Below are 20,079 nucleotides of genomic sequence, written 5' to 3' on the forward strand. Positions count from 1 at the left end.
CACCATGCGCAATCTGTCAGGCCAGCGCCGTACGCTGTCGGCCTTCGACGCGCCGTTTCAGCGCTGCGCCTTCGACGATCTCCAGGCCGCCGCCCTGAGCGCGGGCGGAGCGGCCCCAGTCTTCCAGCAGTTCCATGCAGGCGTGGTCGATGTAGCTGACCCGCGCCAGGCTCAGGTGCACGCGGGTGCCCGGCTCGACGCTGGCCAGCACCTTGGCGAGCTGCGGCACGCGCAGGAAGGTGGCAGCGCCGCTCATGCGTAACTCGGCGCTATCTGGGCCGGTGGGCACCAGCTTCACGCGCAGGCGAGAGGCGTTCCACACCAGCTTCAGCAGGGTCATGGCGAAGCCCAGCAGCACGCCGGTCAGCAGGTCGGTGAAGACGATGCACAGCGCCGTGGCCGCATAGATGATGACCGGGATGCGCCCGTACTGGCCGAGGCTGCGCATGGCCTTGGGGTCGACCAGCTTGCAGCCGGTGTACACCAGTACCGCACCGAGGCTGGCCACCGGAATGCTCTGCAGCACGCCGGGCAGCAAGGCCACCAGGGCCAGCAGCCAGGCGCCATGGAGGATGGTGGAAGCACGACCACGGGCACCGGCCTGGACGTTGGCCGAACTGCGCACGATCACGCCGGTCATCGGCAGGGCGCCGACCGCGCCGCAGAGGATGTTGCCGATACCCTGGGCGGAGAGTTCACGGTTGAAGCGTGCGCGCGGGCCGTCATGCATGCGGTCGACGGCGGCGGCGGACAGCAACGTCTCGGCGCTGGCGATAAAGGCCAGGGCCAGGGCGGCGACCAGCAATTGTGGGTCGGCCAGGCTGGCCAGCCCTTGCGGGGTGATCCAGTCGATGGCATCGCCGAGATTGGCCGGCAACTCAACGCGTTTGACCGGCAGTGCCAGCCACAGGCTGGCCAGGGTGGCGAGGGTCACGCCGACCAGGGCGCCGGGCAGAAAGCGCACGGGGGCCGGACGATAGCGCTCCCATAACCAGATGCTGGCGATGGTGCCGAGGCCCACCAGGCCGGCGATCATCGCATTACCACCGGCCAGGCTCAGGGCATCGCGCACGGCACCGGGGAAGGCCAGCAGGTTATCCATGCCCGAGGCCTGGGGCGAGGCGTCGATCATTACATGCACCTGCGACAGCACGATGAGTATGCCGATGCCGGCGAGCATGCCGTAGACCACCGCCGGTGCGGTGACGCGAAACCAGCCACCCAGGCGCAGGGTGCCGGCGACGAGCTGGATCAACCCGGCCAGCAACAGCACCGGGCCGAGCGCGGCCATGCCGTGAGTGCGCACCAGCTCGAATACCAGTACGGCGAGGCCGGCCGCCGGGCCGCTGACCTGCAGCGGTGCGCCGGCGATGAAACCGACCACCAGGCCACCGATGATGCCGGTGATCAGGCCCTTGGCCGGCGGCATGCCGGAGGCGATGGCGATGCCCATGCACAAGGGCAGGGCGACGAGAAAGACCACCACGGACGCCAGCGCGTCCCGTGGCAGTGTGCGAAATACATTCATAAGGCTGTCTCCTGGCAAAAGGGTGCCCACCGGCCTTGTGGGCCGGGAGCCAGAGAGTGGAACGTCAGGCGCTGGCGTAGCGCGGTTGCGGGGTGGCGCAGGGCTGCTCGTCGCCATCCAGCGGCAGGAAGCTGCCCGAGGCGGCGTCATAGGCACGGATGCCGCCGCTGTCGATGTCGTAGACCCAGCCGTGGATGTGCAACTGGCCGCTGGCCAGGCGCGCGGCGACCGAGGGGTGGGTGCGCAGGTGGTCGAGCTGGGCGACGACGTTTTCTTCGGTCAGCACGCCGAGGGTTTCATGGGCGCTGCCGCAACTGCAGTTGTCCGCCACGACGCTGCGTGCCACTTCGGCGTGGCGCAGCCAGGCGCGCACCGTGGGCATGCCGTCGAGGCTGGCGGGGTTGAGCACGGCTTTCATCGCACCACAGTCGGAGTGGCCGCAGACGATGATGTGCTTTACGCCGAGTGCGAGCACCGCGTACTCGATGGCAGTGGAGACGCCGCCGTTCATCTGCCCATAGGGCGGCACCACGTTACCCACGTTACGGGTGACGAACAGGGTGCCGGGGTCGCTCTGGGTGATCAGTTCGGGGACGATGCGCGAGTCTGCGCAGGTGATGAACATGGCGCTGGGTGCTTGTGCCGAAGCCAGGCGCTTGAACAGCGCCTGCTGCTGTGGGTAGACCTCCTGACGAAAGCGCCGAAAGCCCTGTACCAACTGATGCAGGGCAGCCTGGGCCTGATCCTTGGGTACGGGGCGCAGGGTGTTGTCGGTTCGGGTAGCGGTTGAGTTCATCGTTGCATCTCCTGTCATTTTCCTGAGTGACGTTCTCGACTGCTGACCAAACGCCTGTGACCTGTCGGTCACTTCCGGAGCAACGATAAGGATTCTTACTTAACCAAAACTGAACCGCGCGGCTCTAAAACGCCACTATGCGGCCGTTTTGTGGGCGTGCGAGTCATCGGTAGGGCGCACTCAGAAGCGCAGCGAACAGTGCGCCGTTCAAAGTGTTGGAGGGAGGAGATGCGTCGGGAGAGCAGCGGAGCTGGGGCATTCCGCTGGGCTGTTCGCTGGCGCTATGAGCGGCCGGCTTACCGGCCTACCCTGGGGGACGCTTGAGCCCCATCCGACCGGCGGTATGGCGTGGCGTTACTGCTCGCCCTTCATGGCCGCTTGCAGGCCGAACATCAGCAGCAGGAGGTTGGCGTCCGGTTCCAGCTCGGTTTGCACCTGTTTGCGAACCGGAGCGATGGGGCACGGGGCCGTGCTGCAGTCGCGGGCATCCAGCACGCGCGGGCCGGGTTCTTGCCAGGCGGCTGCCGCCACTGCCGTGACACCCAGGGCAGCAGCGAAGAACAGACCTCTAGCGATTTCTAGTTTCATCTTGCTAACCCTTTGAAAGTACGGCGAGCGTGTCTGGGTAACCCTAGCCGAAACTGGCGAACTTCAAGCGTTTCCTGACGAACGGTTGCCCGTTGGCGAGAGAGGCAGCACGATAACGCTTATTCGAGCCACTCAGAGATTTTTCAGACCGCCGGGATACACCTGGGCATAGCCAGCGAGCAATTGTGCCCAGTCGGCATCGTTCCACGGGCTGTGGCGGCGCAGTTGGCGCAGGTCATGATGGGCTGCCTGGCGTCGAGTGAGGCGGCGGCGGCTTTTTTCCAGATCGAGCAGGGCGACCTGGGGGCGTTCGCCATCCATGCGCACGAAGACATGCTTGGCGTACAGGCAGCCGTGTTGCCAGCGGCCCAGGTGCATGCGCGCCAGGGTTGCACCGATCTGTTGCAGCAGGCGGGCATGCTGCGCCTCGCCGCAGGCTTCGTGTCCACCCTGGGCATACCATTGCTCGATGTGCTCGAAGCCCACCAGGGCTTCAGTCACCAACATGCCGCGCCAGCCCTGCTGCGGATCATGTTCGACGCCGCAATAGACCAGGCGTGGTACGGGGACACCCAGCTCTTTCAGAGCAACCAGGGCGCTGCGCTCGCGCAGAACGGTAGGGCGCCCCTTGGGGTGCAGCAGGCTGCGGTAGATATGGCCGATCTGGCGTTTGGCGTAGAACACGCCGTCTTCATCCAGCAGGCGTTGTACGCCACTTTCGCCACTGCGACGGACATTGGGTGCTTCGACCCAGTCACCCTGGCGCTGCCACCAGTGCTGGAAGGCGTGCTGATAAGTCACCGTCATATTGTTGTTCTTCTGCTTGAGTATCGTAAGAAGCCTGAACGGCCGTGCACGAAAACTAAAGCAAAGACCATTCCTGCGTCCATAAAAAACCCCGCGACAAGCGCGGGGTTCTTTTAGAAGCGAGGGAGCCGGTCGGCTTACATCATGCCGCCCATGCCACCCATACCGCCCATGCCACCCATGTCAGGCATGGCCGGAGCCTTGTCGTCAGCCGCGTCGGCTACCATGGCCTCGGTGGTGATCATCAGGCCGCCGATGGAGGCAGCAGCCTGCAGCGCCGAACGGGTCACCTTGGCCGGGTCGAGAATACCCATCTCGATCATGTCGCCGTAGGTGTCGGTCGCGGCGTTGAAGCCGAAGTTACCCGAACCCTGCTTGACCTTGTCGACCACGACGCTCGGCTCGCCGCCAGCGTTGGCCACGATCTGACGCAGCGGCGCTTCGACAGCGCGGCGCAGCAGAGCGATACCGACGTTCTGGTCTTCGTTGTCGCCCTTCAGGCTTTCGATGGCCTGCAGAGCACGCACCAGGGCTACGCCACCGCCAGGTACCACGCCTTCTTCCACTGCAGCGCGGGTGGCGTGCAGGGCGTCTTCGACGCGGGCTTTCTTCTCTTTCATCTCGACTTCGGTGGCAGCGCCAACCTTGATCACGGCAACACCGCCAGCCAGCTTGGCCAGACGCTCTTGCAGTTTCTCTTTGTCGTAGTCGGAAGAGGTTTCTTCGACCTGCTTGCGGATCTGCGCAACGCGGGCTTCGATGTCGGCCTGGGCACCAGCACCATCGATGATGGTGGTGTTGTCCTTGTTCAGCACGACGCGCTTGGCGTTACCCAGGTGCTCCAGAGTGGCGCTTTCCAGGGACAGGCCGACTTCTTCGGAGATCACGGTACCGCCGGTGAGGATGGCGATGTCCTGCAGCATGGCCTTGCGACGGTCGCCGAAGCCCGGAGCCTTGACGGCAGCAACCTTGACGATGCCGCGCATGTTGTTGACCACCAGAGTCGCCAGGGCTTCGCCTTCGACGTCCTCGGCCACGATCAGCAGCGGACGGCCAGCCTTGGCAACGGCTTCCAGCACCGGCAGCAGTTCGCGGATGTTGCTGATCTTCTTGTCGACCAGCAGCAGCAGCGGGCTGTCCAGCTCGGCGACCATGGTGTCCGGCTTGTTGATGAAGTAGGGGGACAGGTAGCCACGGTCGAACTGCATGCCTTCTACCACGGACAGTTCGTTTTCCAGGCCCGAGCCTTCTTCGACGGTGATGACGCCTTCCTTGCCGACCTTGTTCATGGCTTCAGCAATGATGTCACCGATGGAGCTGTCGGAGTTGGCGGAGATGGTGCCGACCTGAGCGATGGCCTTGGAGTCGGTGCACGGCTTGGCCAGCTCTTTCAGTTGGGCGACGATGGCGGTGGTGGCCTTGTCGATGCCGCGCTTCAGATCCATCGGGTTCATGCCGGCAGCGACGGACTTCAGACCTTCGTTGACGATGGCCTGAGCCAGAACGGTAGCGGTGGTGGTGCCGTCACCGGCAGCGTCGTTGGCCTTGGAGGCAACGTCTTTGACCAGTTGCGCGCCCATGTTCTCGAAGGCGTCTTTCAGTTCGATTTCCTTGGCAACCGAAACACCGTCTTTGGTGATGGTCGGGGCGCCGAAGGATTTGGCCAGTACCACGTTACGGCCTTTCGGGCCGAGGGTGGCTTTTACTGCGTCAGCCAGGACGTTGACGCCAACGAGCATTTTCTTGCGGGCGGAATCGCCGAATTTGACTTCTTTAGCAGCCATGTTGAGAGCTCCTCAATTCTTGACGGTTATGCAGAGATTCGCGGGAATCAGGCTTCGATGACGGCGAGAATTTCGTGCTCGCCCATGACCAGCAGGTCTTCGCCGTCAACCTTGACGGTGTTGCTGCCGGAGTAGGGGCCGAATACCACCTTGTCACCAACCTTGACGGCCAGCGGACGTACTTCGCCGTTGTCCAGAACCTTACCGGTACCGACGGCAACGACCTCACCCTGGTTCGGCTTCTCGGCAGCCGAGCCCGGCAGCACGATGCCGCCAGCGGTTTTGGTCTCTTCTTCGCTGCGACGGATCACGACGCGGTCATGCAGAGGACGAAGCTTCATTGTCGATCTCTCCTAACAATTGAATGGCCAACTTGCCGACCCTTGCTTGGGCGGCGGGTTTGTAAAATCCGGCTAGGCCGGGAGCGGCACGCTGGGCGTACCGCGAAAGTCGGACTGCCTCGATGGGCAGGCACCTTGCGGTGACTGCTACATGTGGGCGGGTCAGGGCATTTCAAGGGGCGGGATGAAAATTTTTTACAACGCGGGCGCCGCGAATGGGCGCCCGTGGGAGGGATCAGTCGCGACGCTCGTACTCGCCTTCGAGCACGTTGGGATGGGTCTTGCCGGCGCGGGCGGCGGCATCGTCGAAGAAGGCGCGTTGGCGCAGGGCCTGTTCCTCGGCGCGGCGGCGGATCTTGCCCACCAGCAGGCGACGGGTGAAGGGGATCAGGCAGAGTACGCCGAAGATGTCGCTGATGAAGCCCGGCAGCAGCAGTAGGCCACCGCCGACGGCGATCAGCAGGCCTTCGAGCATTTCCTGCTCGGGCATCTCGCCGCGGGCCAGTTTTTCCCGGGCGCGCCAGGCGGTGGCGACACCGGCCACGCGCAGCAGCACGCTGCCGAGTACGGCGGTACCGATCACCAGCAGAATCGTCGGCAGTACGCCGATGGCGCTGCCCACCTTGATCAGCACGGCCAGTTCGATGATGGGGAACAGCAGGAACAGAAACAGAAAGGCACGCATGGCTTTGAAGTCCTAGGCGGAAGCAAGCTTCCAATGAGGAGTAAGTATGGGGTAGTGGCCTGAATTCAAGCTGAAGAGCGTCTCTAAAAACTACCTGCGTTGCCAGCACCGCGTTAAAAACAAGCTCAAAATGCTCATTTACAACTCGTAAAGTCGGTCGCGACCCCGGCCGTTTTTCGCTTGTTTGATTCGCTGGCGCTCACCCTTCGGGCCAGCCTTTGGCTGTTACTCCCGTTGGTCGTTGCGTCTTGTGCTGGCTGCCTCGCCTACATTTTTAGAGACGCCCTCAAGAGGCTGTCGATTGTGGCCATTGCTCGGCCCGGGCCAGCATCACCAGGGCTTCGCGCACCTGCCCGGGAGTGTTGCAAGGTGTCGGAAAGGCCAGCCAGTGCAGGCTCTGGCCGATACGCAGGTGGAAGCCTTCACAGTCGACACCTGCCATCTCTGCGGGTTCATGCGCAGGCAGGCCGGCCAGTTGTACGTAATGAGCGATGGCGCTGGCATGGTCGGCATTCATGTGCTCGACCATGCCGGCTTCACTGCCATCGGCGGCAAAGGGGTTGGCCAACGCCACCTCGTCGAGCCAGTGGATGGCGCCAAAACCCCCGATGAAGCGCCAGCGCACCGGTTCCAGGCGCCAGAAATCGAAGTCATGCGCCCGGTGGTAGTCGCGCGATTGGGGGAAAAAGCGGTAATAACGCTGTGCGGCCGCTTCGATCTGCTCTTCGTCATGCAACTGTCGTGCTTCGGCGAGCAGAGTGAGGCGGCCGGCTGCCTGCACATCCTCTGCGCCGCGCTCGCCGATCAGCAGTGAGCACTTGGCGTCCTGCTTGAGGTTGTGGGTGTGCTGGGCGATACGGCTGATGAGGATGAGAGGATGGCCCTGGGCATCCAGGCAGTAGGGGACTACCGAGCCGAAGGGAAAACCGGGCATGGCCTTGGAATGGGTACTGAGCACGCCACGGTATTCCTTGAGCAGTAATTCTCGTGCATGCTTGCCAGCTTTCACGCTCACCTTATGACTCCTCGCAGAAGATCCGTCATAAACGGACAGACGCTCTAGCATAGCGCTTCAGGGCTCCGGCGGGGTTGATTGATGCTGTTACTTCGAGGGGATATAAGCCATGCAACTGAAAGACAAAGTCATCATCATCACCGGTGGTTGCCAGGGGCTGGGGCGTGCCATGGGCGAATACCTGGCCGCCAGAGGTGCCAAGCTGGCGCTGGTCGATCTGAACCAGGAGAAGCTCGACGAGGCCGTGGCTGCCTGCAAGGCTGCTGGTGGCGATGCCCGGGCTTACCTGTGCAACGTGGCCAATGAAGAGCAGGTCACCCACATGGTGGCTCAGGTGGCCGAGGACTTCGGTGCCATCAACGGCCTGGTCAACAACGCCGGGATCCTGCGTGACGGCCTGACCATCAAGGTCAAGGACGGCGAAATGACCAAGATGAGCCTGGCGCAGTGGCAGGCGGTGATCGACGTCAACCTTACCGGCGTGTTCCTCTGCACCCGCGAAGTGGCGGCGAAGATGATCGAGCTGAAGAACGAAGGCGCGATCGTCAACATTTCTTCCATTTCCCGTGCTGGCAACATGGGCCAGGCCAACTACTCCGCCGCCAAGGCCGGTGTCGCCGCCGATACCGTGGTCTGGGCCAAGGAGCTGGCGCGCTACGGCATCCGCGTGGCAGGCGTGGCGCCAGGCTTCATCGAAACCGAGATGACCGCCAGCATGAAGCCCGAGGCGCTGGAGAAGATGACCGCCGGCATTCCGCTCAAGCGCATGGGCAAGCCGGTCGAAATCGCGCACTCGGTGGCCTATATCCTGGAAAACGATTACTACACCGGGCGCATTCTCGAGCTCGATGGGGGTATTCGTTTGTAAGCGGCACCTGAACGAAAAACGCCCCGACTGGTTCGGGGCGTTTTTGTTTGTGGCTGATGGTGCGCGCAGCGCACCCTACGGGCGGCGTTCTGTTTTTTCTGTAGGGTGCGCTGTGCGCACCGCCGCATGGCTCAGTGCGTGCGCGCCACGGCGAAGCGGCTGAGTTCGATCAGGGCGTCGCGGTATTCACCGGCTGGCAGTGCGTCGAGGCAGGTGATGGCGGCTTCGGCGTAGTCGCGGGCGAGCTGGGCGGTGTAGTCCAGGGCACCGGAGGCTTCCACGGCGGCGCGGATGCTCTCCAGATTCTCGATGCCACCTTTCTGGATGGCGCGGCGCACCAGGGCAGCGTGCTCTTCGCTGCCTTCGCGCATGGTGTAGATCAGCGGCAGGGTCGGCTTGCCTTCGGCCAGGTCGTCACCGACGTTCTTGCCAAGCTCGGCGGCATCGCCCTTGTAGTCGAGCAGGTCGTCGACCAGTTGGAAGGCCACGCCGAGGCGGTCACCGAAGGTGAGCAGCGCCTCGCGCTGGGCTTCGCTGGCGCCGGCCAGGGCAGCGGCGGAGTGGGTCGACGCCTCGAACAGCATCGCGGTCTTGGCGCGGATGACTTCCATATAGGTGTCTTCCGTGGTGCTGGCGTCGCGCACCTTGGACAGTTGCAGCACTTCGCCCTCGGCGATAACGCGGGTGGCGTGGGAGAGAATCTTCATCACCGGCATGGAGCCGAGCTGCACCATCATCTCGAACGAGCGGGAATAGAGGAAGTCACCCACCAGCACGCTGGGTGCATTGCCCCACTGGGCGTTGGCGGTGCTGCGGCCACGGCGCATGTCGGACATGTCGACCACGTCGTCGTGCAACAGGGTGGCGGTGTGCAGGAATTCGATGGTGGCGGCCAGCAGGCGCAGATCGTCATGCTGGTAGCCCAGAGCGCGACCGCTGAGCAGCACCAGCAGCGGCCGCAGGCGCTTGCCTCCGGCGGAGATGATATAGTCGCCGATCTTTTCCACCAGCGGCACGCGCGAGACCACCTGCTGGCGAATGATGCCATCGACGGCGGTGAAATCGTCCGCTACCACGCGGTAAAAAGCCTGGGGTTGCATCGACAAGGCACACTCCTTCTAAACTGCGCGGCATGCTAGGTGGCAGGGTATGGGCTGTCAAGGAAGCAGCTCCAAGCCTCAAACGGCAAGCTTCAAGAAAAGCTGGGCAGGTGCTTGACATCGCTCGGTCGCTCTGCCGATACACTGGCTTAGCTTGCAGGGGGCGGCCATCCGTCTTGCAGCTTGCAGCTTGCCTGCCGCTTGCGTACAATCGCGCACCCTGAACTTCCCCCTGGGCATTTCCCTGCCTTACGCAATTGCAAGGGTGTCACTTCCGGCCCCGAGCAGCCATGCCAGCCAATAATCATGCTTCTAAAGCGCTGGGTGAGCAGGATCAACGGAGATTTACCATGTACGCAGTAATTGTTACCGGTGGCAAGCAATACAAGGTTGCCGAAGGCGAGTTCCTGAAAGTCGAGAAACTCGAAGTCGCCACCGGTGAAGCCATCACCTTCGATCGCGTTCTGCTGGTTGCCAATGGCGACGATGTCAAGATCGGCGCCCCGGTCGTAGACGGTGCCAAAGTGGTCGCCGAAGTCGTTTCGCAAGGCCGTCACGACAAGGTTCGCATCATCAAGTTCCGCCGTCGTAAGCACCACATGAAGCGTCAGGGCCACCGTCAGTGGTTCACTGAGATCAAAATCACCGGCATCCAGGCCTGATTCGTCGGCCCCGATCCCTTTATAGGAGTATTGACTCATGGCACACAAAAAAGCTGGCGGTTCTACCCGTAACGGCCGCGATTCTGAAAGTAAACGCCTTGGCGTGAAGATGTACGGTGGTCAGGTCATCAAGGCCGGCAACATCATCGTGCGTCAGCGCGGCACCCAGTTCCATGCCGGCGTCGGCGTGGGCATGGGCAAGGATCACACCCTCTTCGCCAAAGTCGAAGGCGTGATCAAGTTTGAAGTGAAGGGCGCTTTCGGCCGTCGCTACGTGAGCGTCGTTCAGGCCTAATCGCCTACGCGCTGGAAAAGCCCTGTCCGTAGGACGGGGCTTTTTTATTGGCTCGCCATCCATGGCGGCAACCCTCCGGGCCGTCGCCGGCGACGTCAAAAAACGCTCCAGGCGTTTTTTTTATTTGTGTATCTTTGGTGCGCTTGCCCAATCCGCTAGTTCTGGATGATTCGGCAAGCGTTCCCCCAGCCCGCTGATGACGCGGGAGGCAGACTGATGAAATTCGTCGACGAAGTATCGATATTTGTAAAAGCCGGTGACGGCGGTAACGGCATGATGAGCTTCCGCCGCGAGAAGTTCATCGAGAAGGGCGGCCCCAACGGGGGCGATGGTGGTGACGGTGGCTCGGTGTTCCTCGAGGCCGACGAGAACCTCAATACCCTGATCGACTACCGCTACACCCGCAAATTCTTCGCCCAGAACGGCGAGAAAGGCGGCAGCACCGATTGCACCGGGGCCAAGGGCGAGGATCTGATCCTGCCGGTGCCGGTGGGCACCACTGTGATCGACGTCGCCACTCAGGAAGTGATCGGTGATCTGGTCAAGCCCGGTCAGCGCCTGATGGTCGCCCAGGGTGGCTGGCACGGCCTGGGCAACACCCGCTTCAAGTCCAGCACCAACCGCGCGCCACGGCAGACCACGCCGGGCAAACCGGGTGATCAGCGTGATCTCAAGCTGGAGCTAAAGGTGCTGGCCGATGTCGGTCTGCTGGGCCTGCCCAATGCCGGCAAGAGCACCTTCATCCGTGCTGTATCGGCCGCCAAGCCGAAGGTCGCCGACTACCCCTTCACCACCCTGGTGCCGAACCTGGGGGTGGTCAGCGTCGACCGCTTCAAGAGCTTCGTCGTTGCCGACATTCCCGGCCTGATCGAGGGCGCCTCGGAAGGTGCCGGCCTGGGTATTCGCTTCCTCAAGCACCTGGCGCGTACCCGCCTGCTGCTGCACCTGGTGGATATGGCGCCGCTGGACGAGAGCGATCCGGCCGAAGCCGCACAGGTGATCATCGAAGAGCTGGCGCGTTTCAGCCCGGCGCTGGCCGAGCGGGATCGCTGGCTGGTGCTGAACAAGATGGATCAGATTCCCGAAGAAGAGCGCGAGGCGCGCAAGGCCGATATCGTCGCCCGCTTGAATTGGGAAGGCCCGGTGTATGTGGTGTCGGCCATCAGTCGCGACGGCACCGAGCGTATCTGCCGCGACATCATGCATTACCTGGAAGTGCGTGGTGAGCGCATCGCCGAGGATCCGCTCTTCGCCGAGCAGTTGGCTGAGCTGGATCAGCGCATCGAGGACGAGGCGCGGGCTCGTCTGCAAGCCATGGATGACCAGCGAGCGTTGCGTAAATCGGGCGTGCGCAGTGTCGATGAGATCGACGAGGACGACGACTTCTTCGATGATGAAGACGACGATGGCCCGGAAATCATCTACGTCCGGGATTAAGCAAATTTCCAACGCCGCTTAATTGCGGCGTTTTTGTAGGTGGGTTGGAACCCATCGTTTTCTGGCTAAGGTTGGAAGATCATGCGTGACAAGGTGACCGGCGCGAAGCGCTGGGTGGTGAAGATCGGCAGTGCACTGCTGACTGCCGATGGGCGCGGCCTGGATCGTGCCGCCATGGCGGTGTGGGTCAGGCAGATGGTCGCACTGCGCGAGCAGGGCGTGGAGCTGGTGCTGGTGTCCTCCGGTGCGGTGGCGGCCGGTATGAGCCGTCTGGGCTGGAGCAGCCGACCTAGTGCGATGCACGAACTGCAGGCCGCTGCTGCCATCGGCCAGATGGCGCTGGTGCAGGCCTGGGAATCGAGCTTCGCCGAGCACAACCGGCGTACCGCGCAGATTCTGCTGACCCACGATGACCTGTCCGACCGCAAGCGCTACCTCAACGCGCGCAGTACCCTGCGCACCCTGGTGAACCTCGACGTGATCCCGGTGATCAACGAGAACGACACCGTGGTCACCGACGAGATTCGCTTCGGCGACAACGACACCCTGGCCGCGCTGGTGGCCAACCTGGTGGAAGCTGACCTGCTGGTGATCCTTACCGACCGCGACGGCATGTACAACGCCGACCCGCGCCACAATCCCGATGCCGAGCTGATTTCCGAGGCCCGCGCCGACGACCCGGCACTGGACGCCGTAGCCGGGGGCGTGGGTGGAGCGTTGGGGCGTGGCGGTATGCAGACCAAGCTGCGCGCGTCGCGCCTGGCGGCGCGCTCCGGGGCGCACACGGTGATAGTCGGTGGCGCCATCGAGCAGGTGCTGGCGCGGCTCAAGGCCGGTGAGCGCCTGGGCACCTTGCTGGCGCCCGAGCGTGGCCTGTTGGCGGCGCGCAAGCAGTGGCTGGCCGGCCATCTGCAGACTCGTGGCACCCTGGTGCTGGACGCCGGTGCGGTCAAGGCGCTCAAGCAGGATCACAAGAGCTTGCTGCCGGTGGGGGTGAAGGCCGTACAGGGCAGCTTCCGCCGTGGCGAGATGGTGGTTTGCGTCGATCAGCAAGGCCGTGAGATCGCCCGTGGCCTGGCCAACTACAGTGCGCTGGAGTCGCAGAAGATCATCGGTCAGCCATCCGATGCCATCGAGAAATTGCTGGGTTATGTGGATGAGCCCGAGCTGGTGCATCGGGATAATCTGATTCTCGTCTAGGAGATAAGGAATGCGTCTGTTCAAGGGGTGTGTGCTGAGCCTGCTGATGCTGCCCAGCCTGGCGCTGGCCGAGACCATCGGCGAGGTGTCGACGGTGTTCAAGTGGCTGGGGCCGAACGACAAGATCGTCGTCGAGGCCTTCGACGATCCCAAGGTCGAGGGCGTGACCTGCTACCTGTCGCGGGCCAAGACCGGCGGGGTGAAGGGCGGCCTGGGCTTGGCCGAGGATCGCGCCGAGGCTTCCATCGCCTGCCGTCAGGTTGGCCCCATTGCATTCAAGGGCAAGCTCGAGGACGGCGAGGAGGTGTTCAAGGAGCGCACCTCGCTGGTGTTCAAGACCATGCAGGTGGTGCGTTTCTTCGATGCCAAGCGCAACACCCTGGTGTATCTGGTCTACAGCGATCGGGTGATCGAGGGCAGCCCACAGAACGCGGTGACCGCCATCCCGATCCTGCCCTGGGGCAAGCCTTGATGCGCTTGTAGTAGCCGTAGGGTGCGCTGTGCGCACCAGTTCAGGCATGGGGCGGGCGCACTCTACGTCTAAATAAAAAACCGCCCCGGAGGGCGGTTTTTTCATGCAGGCCTGTCAGGCGCTGGGCACGTCCAACTGCAGGCGCTGGTTCGATTGTGCCTGCACTTCACGGTAACGCTCGGCGTCCTTGGCCAGGACGTCGGCCAGGGCCGGGAAGATCTCGCCCAGCTTGCTCGTCCAGCTTTCGCTCTTGGCCTGTTCGGGGAAGCAGCGATGGATCAGGTCGAGCATGATCGACACGGTCACCGAGGCACCTGGCGAAGCGCCGAGCAGAGCGGCGATGCTGCCGTCCGCGGCGGCCACCAGTTCGGTGCCGAACTGCAGGATGCCACCTTTCTTCGGATCCTTCTTGATGATCTGCACGCGCTGACCGGCCACTTCCAGGCGCCAGTCCTCGGCCTTGGCCTCGGGGTAGAAGCCGCGCAGGGTTTCCAGACGCTTCGCTTCGGACTGCATCACTTCCTTGATCAGGTAGCGGGTCAGGTCCATGTTGTCGCGCGCCACCGCCAGCATCGGGCCGAGGTTGTTGGGGCGTACCGAAAGCGGCAGATCCATGAACGAGCCATGCTTGAGGAACTTGGTGGTGAAGCCGGCGTAGGGGCCGAACAGCAGGGATTTCTTGCCGTCGACCACACGGGTGTCGAGGTGCGGCACCGACATGGGCGGCGAGCCCACGGCGGCCTGGCTGTAGACCTTGGCCTGGTGCTGTTTGACGATTTCCGGGTTGTCGCAGCGCAGCCACTGGCCGCTGACCGGGAAGCCGCCGAAGCCCTTGCCTTCCGGAATGCCGGAGAGCTGCAGCAAGGGCAGCGCACCGCCGCCGGCACCGAGGAAGACGAAGCGGCTCTTGAGCTTGCGCGTAGCACCGGAGCGGGTGTCCTTGATGTCCACCAACCAGCCGTCGCCGTCACGCTCGAGGTCGGTGACCTTCTGATTGCAGGTGACCTTGGCGTTCGGCAGGGTGATCAGGTAGTCGAGCATCTGCTCGGTGACCGCGCCGAAGTTGACGTCGGTACCGGCTTCCACGCGGGTCATGGCCAGCGGCTCGCTGGGGTCACGGCCAGGCAGCAGCAGCGGCGTCCAGGCGTCGATGGTGGCGCGATCCTCGGTGTATTCCATGTGCTCGAAGGCATGGTGCTGACGCAGCGCCTCGAAACGCTTCTTGAGGAAGGCGATACCCTTGTTGCCACGCACGAAGCTCATGTGCGGCACCGGGTTGATGAAGGATTTCGGCGAGTGGATCGCGCCTTTCTCCACCAGGTAGGCCCAGAACTGCTTGGATTCCTCGAACTGGGTGTTGATGGTCACCGACTTCTTGATGTCGATGCTGCCATCGGTGCCTTCCGGGGTGTAGTTCAGTTCGCACAGGGCGGCATGACCGGTACCTGCGTTGTTCCAGGGGTTGGAGCTTTCCACCGCGCCAGACTCGCGCAGCTCCAGCACCTCCAGGGTGAGACCGGGATCGAGCTCCTTGAGCAGCACGCCCAGGGTCGCACTCATGATGCCGGCGCCAACCAGCACCACATCTACGCTTTGGTAATCGTTATGCGCCATTAACCTCTCTCCAAGAAATACTGCACCAGATGGGCCGGCCTACTGGCCTGCCGTGGCATGCCGTGGGCTCAGGCGCTACGCCTGGCCAAGTGATGGGGAGGGTCAAGGCTCATTTCAACAGACGCACGTTCGTTCATGTCTTCGCCACACTCTTGTGAAGTTGTTAAACCCGTTTTATCGCGTTCTTTTGGAACGGCGAACCTCAAAAGCTCGTCAGCTCCGGCCTGTTTCAGCCTGCGTATCCTGAGTTCGCACAGGTGCAGGCGTATAGGTGGGGGGGCTGAGAGCGGCTACCGGATGGCAGCTCGAAGTGGGCGACTCTCTGAGAGGGGAAGCCGAGAATGTTGCATCGGCGGGATGCTGCGGCCCGATCAGGAGGCGTCCTTATAATCGGGGCGTGATTATAGCGATGAATGAAGCGAAATTGAGCGTCCGGCGTGACTTTTATTCTCGACTCGGTCAGGCGGCCAACGGGCTGGTGGCTCGCGCCTGTCGGCTGGCGGGCATCAGACGAGCACTGGCAGGCAGAGCGCTGCCGAGCCAGGACATGCGTGATTCGCTGACTTCCACCCAGCGACCGCCTTCTGGCGGTTGCTCGCACTGGCGCAAGGCGCGGCAGATGCCTTGCGCATCCAGCAGGGCGAAGTGGCGCAGTGGCTTGCGTGGGGTGAACAGGCGGCGCAGGGACAGCATGGCGAACATCCTGAATAATGGCTGTCCGCATTTTATGCCGGAAGCGGGTGACAGCCTGATGACAGGAACCGGCATGTCCGCTGGGTGGTCGGATGCTACGCGCATGGCTGTTGGCACCCGCCCCCTGTGGGTATACTGCCTGCCACTTTCTTGCCACCCCTCTCGGAGAGATCGAGCATGCTGCATCGTGCGTTGTTCGCCCTGCTTGCCGCCGCCAGCCTGACCCTGGCCGGTTGTGCCCTCAGCCCTCAGCAACTCACCCCGCAACCCAAGCTCACCAGTTCGCTGACCCCGGTCGGTCAAGGGCAGCCGGTGGTGGTGCGGGTGGTCGATGGTCGTTCCTCGCCGGTGCTTGGCACCCGTGGTGGCCTGTATCCGGAAACCAGTGCCATCAGTGTCAGCAGCGAGTACGTGCTGCCGAAGCTGCAGGCCGAGGCCGAGGCTGCGGTACGTCTGCTTGGCTTCACCCCGTCGCCCAATGCCTACAACGCCCCGCAACTGACCATCACCCTGGCCGATCTCAAGTACCAGTCGCCCAAGGAGGGGCTGTACGTCACCGAGGCCGATATCTCCGCCTCCATCCGAGCTGACGTACAGAACGCCACCCGTCGCTACACCGGTCGATACGGGGCTTCGCTGAACCAGCGTTTCGGGACGGCGCCGAACCAGCAGACCAACACCAAGCTGGTGGGGGACGTGCTCAGCGATGCGCTGACCCGCGCCTTCAAGGATCCGACCATCGGCCAGATTCTGTCTCAGTAACAGAGCGCAGAAACGCAAACGCCCCGCATCGCGGGGCGTTTTCATTTGCGTGCAGGGCAGTCAGGCCGCTTCCTGATACATCTCAGGCAGGCTCATGCCGGTGCGGTTGTCGATGTCCGGCAGGTCATAGTGTTCATGGCCACCCAGAGCGCAATACACCAGCCAGTGCTGGTCTTGTACGTTGAAAGACAGTTCGTCGACCACGGCTTCCACTTCATCCAGCGAGTCGATCAGGTAATCACGATCTAGAGGTTGCGGGTTGAGCATGGTGGTGTCCTCCTGGGACGTTGAGGTGCGCTTGGGCACGGTCATGACTGGTAAGTCACATCAAGTGATTCAAACCCTAGGCCAGTCTCATGACGGTTTTCAGACGAATTCGTGATAGTCGCTTACGTTCGTCGGAAAGGATCTATCTAAAAGCGGCTTTTCAGTACACTGCGCGACGTTTTGCGCCGCTGTACGGAAGGGGCCCTGGCGCCCGAAGCATGCGGAATTTCCCCGTTTTGGTGCGCCTGAGCCTGGGTTGCACCGATGTAGTTACCGAGGTGTAGTGGCATGTCTCTGCAGGCCTTCTGGGCGTTGTTGCTTGCTTATCCCGCTATGGCAATCAATGGTCTGGCGTTGTTCTTCGCAGTAGCTGGTGGCTGGCTGTGGGTGATGACGCGTCTGCGCGAGCAGCGCGGCCTGGCGCGTATGCTGACCGAGGGCGAGGGGCAGGAGATGGTCGATGGCTTCGATGCGCGCACCCTGCGCATCAATCGCTTCTTCTACCAGTTCGGTGCGCTGTGCCTGCTCGGCGCTCTGCTGCTGTCGTGGTACAGCACGCGCTTGTGATCCGGCGAACATAAAGAAGAACGGCAGCCCTCGGGCTGCCGTTTTCGCATCTGCACACCGCTCAGAGCGGCAGGCCGGCCTTGATCCGGTACTGATTACGCACTGGATTGGCGTACTGCAGGATCAGGTAGGGTTTCTCCTCTGCGCTGCAGGCGGCCAGGCGCTTTTGCCACTCGGCCTCGGCTGCGGCCAGTTCGGCGGCGCCGAACAGCTCGCGGGCCTCGGGCACCTTTAGCGCGGGGTCGCGTTCCTGCCACATGGCGTAGGCCAGGTAGTGCACCGGGAACAGGCGGTAGTGGCCGAGAATCCGCCGATCCATCTCCTGGGCCAGTTGCTTGCTGTCCTCGAAGCCCGTTACCGGCGCGCCGAAGTGCAGGTGCACGCGGCCCTTGTAGCCGGTGATGCCGAGGGCGATGCTGGCGTCGTCCTCGCCCGCTGCCTTGGTGTAGCTGCCAGTGGCGGCACGGATGCACAGCTCACGCGCCTTGGCCTGGTCGCAGGGGTCGTACTCGTAGCTGATCGACACCGGGATCAGGTTGAGCGAGTCGATGACCTCGGCGAACGGCGCCTCCTTGCGGCTCATGTGAAACATCTTGAGGATGGCCGAGTCGGTGCGGTCGTCACCGTCCTTGGCGCGGCCTTCGGCCTGGGCGATCCAGATCGACTCGCCATCTTCGAGGATCGAGTGGTTGATGTAGGCCGAGAGCAACTGGTATGCCGCCAGCTTCTCGCGGCGGTTGCTGATCGAGCGATGCACGATGAAGCTCTTGTTCAGGCGCATCAGGTCGCTGACGAAGGGGCGCTGCAGCAGGTTGTCGCCGATGGCGATACGTGGCGTCTGCAGGCCGGCATGGTAGACGGCGTAGTTGACGAAGGCCGGATCCATGACGATGTCACGGTGGTTGGCCAGGTACAGATAGGGCTTGCCTGCCTGCAGGCCTTCCAGCCCGGAATAGGTGATGCCGTCGGTGGCCTGCTCGATGCTGCGGTCGAGGTAGGGCTCGATTTTTTCCTGCAGCTTGCGCACCGAGTCGATCCCGGCCAGCTCGGTGCGCAGGCGTGCGGCGATCAGCGGCTTGAGCAGCCAGCCCAGCGGCCCGGCCAGGCGGGGGAAACGGAAGCGGGTGAGGGTACCGAGAAACGCCGGATCGGCGAGCAGGCGCGCCAGTACGGGGCGCACTTCGTCATCGGCATAAGGTCGGATGGCATCGAATACGCCCATCATGCTCTCTTGTTCTGGAACGGCTATGGTTAGAAGGTGTGCAAGCCTGCCAGGCAGGATCAGCAATAGACCGGCGATTATAGCGCCAAGTCACAAGGAGGCCGCGATGCTGGAAACCGAGGCCTATACCTGCCCCTACTGTGGGGAGCCGGTGGAGACGCTGCTCGATCTGTCTGCCGGTGATCAGGCCTATATCGAGGATTGCCCGGTGTGCTGCCGGCCCATCGAGTTCGAGCTGCGTACCGACGGTGAATACTGGACGCTGGATGTGCGCGCGGAGAATGACTGATGCAGCGAATCTACGAGCCGGAAAATCTGCTGGAAGCCCAGTTGCTGGTGGATATGCTGGCCAGCGAGGGCGTGGCTGCGCATCTGCTTGGCGAGCACCTGGCGGGGGCTGTGGGGGAGTTGCCGGTCTGTGGCCTGCTGGGGCTGATGGTCGCTGATGCCGACGCCGAACGGGCGCGTGCGCTGGTCGCCGAGTACAATGCCGCGCAACCTTTACCCGGTGACGAGCCGGAGTCGTTCCAGGGCGTGTTGCTATGCTGATGCGCCCTCTGCCTGTCGAGTCGTTTCATGTGTGGACGTTACGCCCTGTTTCGCTGGTCGCCCGCTTTCGCCGCGCTGCCCGGCTTTCCCGCTGACCAGCAGCCGCACTGGAACCTGGCGCCGGGCAGCCAGGTGCTGATGCTGCGTGCTGGCAAGGGCGGGCAGGAAGTGGCGCGCGGGCGCTGGGGGCTGACGCCGGCCTGGCTGGAGGATCTGTCGAAGAGCCCGGCGCATGCGCGCGCCGAGAGCCTGGCCAGCCAGCCGATGTTTCGCGAGCCTTTTCGCGAGCGCCGCTGCCTGATCCCGGCCAATGGCTTCTACGAGTGGCGCGGGGCGGGGCGCAAGCGGCCTTACTGGGTCACCAGCGAGGCGTCGATCCTGTATTTCGCCGGGCTGTGGGAGCGTTACCCGGTGGCCGGTCACGAGTACCTGAGCGTGGCGCTGGTCACCTGCGCGGCGGCTTCGCAACGCCGCCCGCTGATCCTCAGTGACGAGGAGCAGGCACTGTGGCTGGATCCGCAGGCTTCGCCACAGGCATTGCAAGCACTGTTGAGCAGGCCGTCAGGTGTGCTGCGCGAGCGCGCCCTGGCCACCCTGGTCAACGACCCCAAGCTGGATGCGCCGGAGTGCCTGACGCCCGCCTGAATACGTGCTTGCAGACGTGATCCTGGCTTGCTGGTGAGCGCGCCATCGCCCATGAATAATGCCTTGAATTGGTTGATCAGGTGGCGCTGCTGTTCGGCCAGCCTGGTCAGCTCGGCATTGGCATGGACTGTCTCTGGCCATCATGCGACTGCCTGCGCCGAGGTCGCGACCTAGGATCTGTT

At 63.2% G+C, this 20,079-nt stretch carries 24 protein-coding genes; 11 read left to right on the forward strand and 13 right to left on the reverse strand.

The window, feature by feature from the left end; all coding sequences use genetic code 11:
* Positions 1-16: 16 nt before the first annotated feature.
* From PVE35_RS04070 to PVE35_RS04105, 8 genes are all read right to left on the reverse strand, one after another.
* Positions 17-1,528 (reverse strand): SulP family inorganic anion transporter, encoded by a 1,512-nt coding sequence (locus PVE35_RS04070; RefSeq protein WP_277373890.1) that lies wholly within the window; start codon positions 1,526-1,528, stop codon positions 17-19.
* A gap of 64 nt (positions 1,529-1,592) precedes the next feature.
* On the reverse strand, positions 1,593-2,324 hold the full coding sequence (locus PVE35_RS04075) for a carbonic anhydrase (protein WP_277373891.1): 732 nt from the start codon (positions 2,322-2,324) through the stop codon (positions 1,593-1,595).
* 354 nt (positions 2,325-2,678) lie between these two features.
* A complete protein-coding gene (locus tag PVE35_RS04080) occupies positions 2,679-2,912 on the reverse strand; it encodes a hypothetical protein (protein WP_277373892.1) in 234 nt (77 codons plus the stop codon).
* Between the two features lie 132 nt (positions 2,913-3,044).
* Complete coding sequence (locus PVE35_RS04085; RefSeq protein WP_277373893.1) at positions 3,045-3,719, reverse strand: lipopolysaccharide kinase InaA family protein; 675 nt, start codon at positions 3,717-3,719, stop codon at positions 3,045-3,047.
* 137 nt (positions 3,720-3,856) lie between these two features.
* Positions 3,857-5,503, reverse strand: a complete 1,647-nt coding sequence (groL, locus tag PVE35_RS04090; protein ID WP_268181496.1) for a chaperonin GroEL — start codon at positions 5,501-5,503, stop codon at positions 3,857-3,859.
* Between the two features lie 47 nt (positions 5,504-5,550).
* Positions 5,551-5,844 carry a co-chaperone GroES gene (locus PVE35_RS04095; protein ID WP_021700385.1) on the reverse strand — a complete coding sequence of 98 codons (294 nt, stop codon included), beginning with the start codon at positions 5,842-5,844 and terminating at the stop codon, positions 5,551-5,553.
* 235 nt (positions 5,845-6,079) lie between these two features.
* Positions 6,080-6,529, reverse strand: coding sequence for an FxsA family protein (locus tag PVE35_RS04100; RefSeq protein ID WP_268181498.1), 450 nt, complete (start codon positions 6,527-6,529; stop codon positions 6,080-6,082).
* A 286-nt stretch (positions 6,530-6,815) separates the two neighbouring features.
* Positions 6,816-7,544: a DUF2470 domain-containing protein gene (locus tag PVE35_RS04105; RefSeq protein WP_277373895.1), complete on the reverse strand. Its 729-nt coding sequence runs from the start codon at positions 7,542-7,544 to the stop codon at positions 6,816-6,818.
* 109 nt (positions 7,545-7,653) lie between these two features.
* Between PVE35_RS04105 and PVE35_RS04110 the strand changes: the two genes are divergently transcribed.
* On the forward strand, positions 7,654-8,412 hold the full coding sequence (locus PVE35_RS04110; RefSeq protein WP_277373896.1) for an SDR family oxidoreductase: 759 nt from the start codon (positions 7,654-7,656) through the stop codon (positions 8,410-8,412).
* A 131-nt stretch (positions 8,413-8,543) separates the two neighbouring features.
* Here PVE35_RS04110 and PVE35_RS04115 read toward each other — a convergent pair whose 3' ends face one another.
* On the reverse strand, positions 8,544-9,512 hold the full coding sequence (locus PVE35_RS04115) for a polyprenyl synthetase family protein (protein WP_277374847.1): 969 nt from the start codon (positions 9,510-9,512) through the stop codon (positions 8,544-8,546).
* 350 nt (positions 9,513-9,862) lie between these two features.
* On the opposite strand from PVE35_RS04115, the gene rplU reads away from it, so the two are divergent.
* The 5 genes from rplU to PVE35_RS04140 all read left to right on the forward strand — a co-directional run bounded on the left by rplU (position 9,863) and on the right by PVE35_RS04140 (position 13,578).
* Entirely contained in the window at positions 9,863-10,174 is a 312-nt protein-coding gene (gene rplU, locus PVE35_RS04120) for a 50S ribosomal protein L21 (RefSeq protein WP_159973539.1), read from the forward strand.
* Positions 10,175-10,211: 37 nt separating this feature from the next.
* On the forward strand, positions 10,212-10,469 hold the full coding sequence (gene rpmA, locus PVE35_RS04125; protein ID WP_268181504.1) for a 50S ribosomal protein L27: 258 nt from the start codon (positions 10,212-10,214) through the stop codon (positions 10,467-10,469).
* Positions 10,470-10,685: 216 nt separating this feature from the next.
* Complete coding sequence (gene cgtA, locus PVE35_RS04130; protein ID WP_268181506.1) at positions 10,686-11,906, forward strand: Obg family GTPase CgtA; 1,221 nt, start codon at positions 10,686-10,688, stop codon at positions 11,904-11,906.
* An 81-nt stretch (positions 11,907-11,987) separates the two neighbouring features.
* On the forward strand, positions 11,988-13,106 hold the full coding sequence (gene proB, locus PVE35_RS04135; protein ID WP_277373897.1) for a glutamate 5-kinase: 1,119 nt from the start codon (positions 11,988-11,990) through the stop codon (positions 13,104-13,106).
* A 10-nt stretch (positions 13,107-13,116) separates the two neighbouring features.
* Complete coding sequence (locus tag PVE35_RS04140) at positions 13,117-13,578, forward strand: CreA family protein (protein ID WP_277373898.1); 462 nt, start codon at positions 13,117-13,119, stop codon at positions 13,576-13,578.
* 114 nt (positions 13,579-13,692) lie between these two features.
* On the opposite strand, the gene mqo is transcribed toward PVE35_RS04140, so the two are convergent.
* Positions 13,693-15,192 (reverse strand): malate dehydrogenase (quinone), encoded by a 1,500-nt coding sequence (gene mqo, locus PVE35_RS04145; RefSeq protein WP_268181511.1) that lies wholly within the window; start codon positions 15,190-15,192, stop codon positions 13,693-13,695.
* A gap of 459 nt (positions 15,193-15,651) precedes the next feature.
* Positions 15,652-15,885: a hypothetical protein gene (locus PVE35_RS04150; RefSeq protein WP_277373899.1), complete on the reverse strand. Its 234-nt coding sequence runs from the start codon at positions 15,883-15,885 to the stop codon at positions 15,652-15,654.
* Between the two features lie 177 nt (positions 15,886-16,062).
* Here PVE35_RS04150 and PVE35_RS04155 point away from each other — a divergent pair, with 177 nt between their 5' ends.
* Complete coding sequence (locus PVE35_RS04155) at positions 16,063-16,647, forward strand: YajG family lipoprotein (protein WP_268181515.1); 585 nt, start codon at positions 16,063-16,065, stop codon at positions 16,645-16,647.
* Positions 16,648-16,707: 60 nt separating this feature from the next.
* Here the strand turns inward: PVE35_RS04155 and PVE35_RS04160 are convergent, their stop codons facing one another.
* Positions 16,708-16,914, reverse strand: coding sequence for a hypothetical protein (locus PVE35_RS04160; RefSeq protein WP_268184187.1), 207 nt, complete (start codon positions 16,912-16,914; stop codon positions 16,708-16,710).
* Positions 16,915-17,202: 288 nt separating this feature from the next.
* On the opposite strand from PVE35_RS04160, the gene PVE35_RS04165 reads away from it, so the two are divergent.
* Positions 17,203-17,481: a hypothetical protein gene (locus PVE35_RS04165; protein WP_268181517.1), complete on the forward strand. Its 279-nt coding sequence runs from the start codon at positions 17,203-17,205 to the stop codon at positions 17,479-17,481.
* A gap of 61 nt (positions 17,482-17,542) precedes the next feature.
* Here PVE35_RS04165 and PVE35_RS04170 read toward each other — a convergent pair whose 3' ends face one another.
* Complete coding sequence (locus PVE35_RS04170) at positions 17,543-18,706, reverse strand: 1-acyl-sn-glycerol-3-phosphate acyltransferase (RefSeq protein ID WP_277373900.1); 1,164 nt, start codon at positions 18,704-18,706, stop codon at positions 17,543-17,545.
* 103 nt (positions 18,707-18,809) lie between these two features.
* On the opposite strand from PVE35_RS04170, the gene PVE35_RS04175 reads away from it, so the two are divergent.
* Genes PVE35_RS04175 through PVE35_RS04185 form a run of 3 tightly spaced genes read left to right on the forward strand, consistent with a single transcriptional unit; the run spans position 18,810 to position 19,897 of the window.
* Positions 18,810-18,992 carry a CPXCG motif-containing cysteine-rich protein gene (locus PVE35_RS04175; protein WP_268181521.1) on the forward strand — a complete coding sequence of 61 codons (183 nt, stop codon included), beginning with the start codon at positions 18,810-18,812 and terminating at the stop codon, positions 18,990-18,992.
* Positions 18,992-19,252, forward strand: coding sequence for a DUF2007 domain-containing protein (locus PVE35_RS04180; RefSeq protein WP_277373901.1), 261 nt, complete (start codon positions 18,992-18,994; stop codon positions 19,250-19,252). Before PVE35_RS04175 ends, PVE35_RS04180 begins: the two co-directional genes overlap by 1 nt.
* Positions 19,253-19,279: 27 nt before the next feature.
* Positions 19,280-19,897: an SOS response-associated peptidase gene (locus PVE35_RS04185; RefSeq protein ID WP_277373902.1), complete on the forward strand. Its 618-nt coding sequence runs from the start codon at positions 19,280-19,282 to the stop codon at positions 19,895-19,897.
* Positions 19,898-20,079: the final 182 nt, after the last annotated feature.

Origin of the sequence: Pseudomonas sp. AA-38, assembly GCF_029457475.1 — a bacterium.
Taxonomy (GTDB): Bacteria; Pseudomonadota; Gammaproteobacteria; order Pseudomonadales; family Pseudomonadaceae; genus Aquipseudomonas.

Excerpts from the sequence above, each read along its gene's own strand:
- PVE35_RS04070 (WP_277373890.1), bottom strand. The coding sequence starts at position 1,528 with ATGAATGTATTTCGCACACTGCCACGGGACGCGCTGGCGTCCGTGGTG.
- PVE35_RS04075 (WP_277373891.1), bottom strand. The coding sequence starts at position 2,324 with ATGAACTCAACCGCTACCCGAACCGACAACACCCTGCGCCCCGTACCC.
- PVE35_RS04080 (WP_277373892.1), bottom strand. The coding sequence starts at position 2,912 with ATGAAACTAGAAATCGCTAGAGGTCTGTTCTTCGCTGCTGCCCTGGGT.
- PVE35_RS04085 (WP_277373893.1), bottom strand. The coding sequence starts at position 3,719 with ATGACGGTGACTTATCAGCACGCCTTCCAGCACTGGTGGCAGCGCCAG.
- groL (WP_268181496.1), bottom strand. The coding sequence starts at position 5,503 with ATGGCTGCTAAAGAAGTCAAATTCGGCGATTCCGCCCGCAAGAAAATG.
- PVE35_RS04095 (WP_021700385.1), bottom strand. The coding sequence starts at position 5,844 with ATGAAGCTTCGTCCTCTGCATGACCGCGTCGTGATCCGTCGCAGCGAA.
- PVE35_RS04100 (WP_268181498.1), bottom strand. The coding sequence starts at position 6,529 with ATGCGTGCCTTTCTGTTTCTGTTCCTGCTGTTCCCCATCATCGAACTG.
- PVE35_RS04110 (WP_277373896.1), top strand. The coding sequence starts at position 7,654 with ATGCAACTGAAAGACAAAGTCATCATCATCACCGGTGGTTGCCAGGGG.
- PVE35_RS04115 (WP_277374847.1), bottom strand. The coding sequence starts at position 9,512 with ATGCAACCCCAGGCTTTTTACCGCGTGGTAGCGGACGATTTCACCGCC.
- rplU (WP_159973539.1), top strand. The coding sequence starts at position 9,863 with ATGTACGCAGTAATTGTTACCGGTGGCAAGCAATACAAGGTTGCCGAA.
- rpmA (WP_268181504.1), top strand. The coding sequence starts at position 10,212 with ATGGCACACAAAAAAGCTGGCGGTTCTACCCGTAACGGCCGCGATTCT.
- cgtA (WP_268181506.1), top strand. The coding sequence starts at position 10,686 with ATGAAATTCGTCGACGAAGTATCGATATTTGTAAAAGCCGGTGACGGC.
- proB (WP_277373897.1), top strand. The coding sequence starts at position 11,988 with ATGCGTGACAAGGTGACCGGCGCGAAGCGCTGGGTGGTGAAGATCGGC.
- PVE35_RS04140 (WP_277373898.1), top strand. The coding sequence starts at position 13,117 with ATGCGTCTGTTCAAGGGGTGTGTGCTGAGCCTGCTGATGCTGCCCAGC.
- mqo (WP_268181511.1), bottom strand. The coding sequence starts at position 15,192 with ATGGCGCATAACGATTACCAAAGCGTAGATGTGGTGCTGGTTGGCGCC.
- PVE35_RS04150 (WP_277373899.1), bottom strand. The coding sequence starts at position 15,885 with ATGCTGTCCCTGCGCCGCCTGTTCACCCCACGCAAGCCACTGCGCCAC.
- PVE35_RS04155 (WP_268181515.1), top strand. The coding sequence starts at position 16,063 with ATGCTGCATCGTGCGTTGTTCGCCCTGCTTGCCGCCGCCAGCCTGACC.
- PVE35_RS04160 (WP_268184187.1), bottom strand. The coding sequence starts at position 16,914 with ATGCTCAACCCGCAACCTCTAGATCGTGATTACCTGATCGACTCGCTG.
- PVE35_RS04165 (WP_268181517.1), top strand. The coding sequence starts at position 17,203 with ATGTCTCTGCAGGCCTTCTGGGCGTTGTTGCTTGCTTATCCCGCTATG.
- PVE35_RS04170 (WP_277373900.1), bottom strand. The coding sequence starts at position 18,706 with ATGATGGGCGTATTCGATGCCATCCGACCTTATGCCGATGACGAAGTG.
- PVE35_RS04175 (WP_268181521.1), top strand. The coding sequence starts at position 18,810 with ATGCTGGAAACCGAGGCCTATACCTGCCCCTACTGTGGGGAGCCGGTG.
- PVE35_RS04180 (WP_277373901.1), top strand. The coding sequence starts at position 18,992 with ATGCAGCGAATCTACGAGCCGGAAAATCTGCTGGAAGCCCAGTTGCTG.
- PVE35_RS04185 (WP_277373902.1), top strand. The coding sequence starts at position 19,280 with ATGTGTGGACGTTACGCCCTGTTTCGCTGGTCGCCCGCTTTCGCCGCG.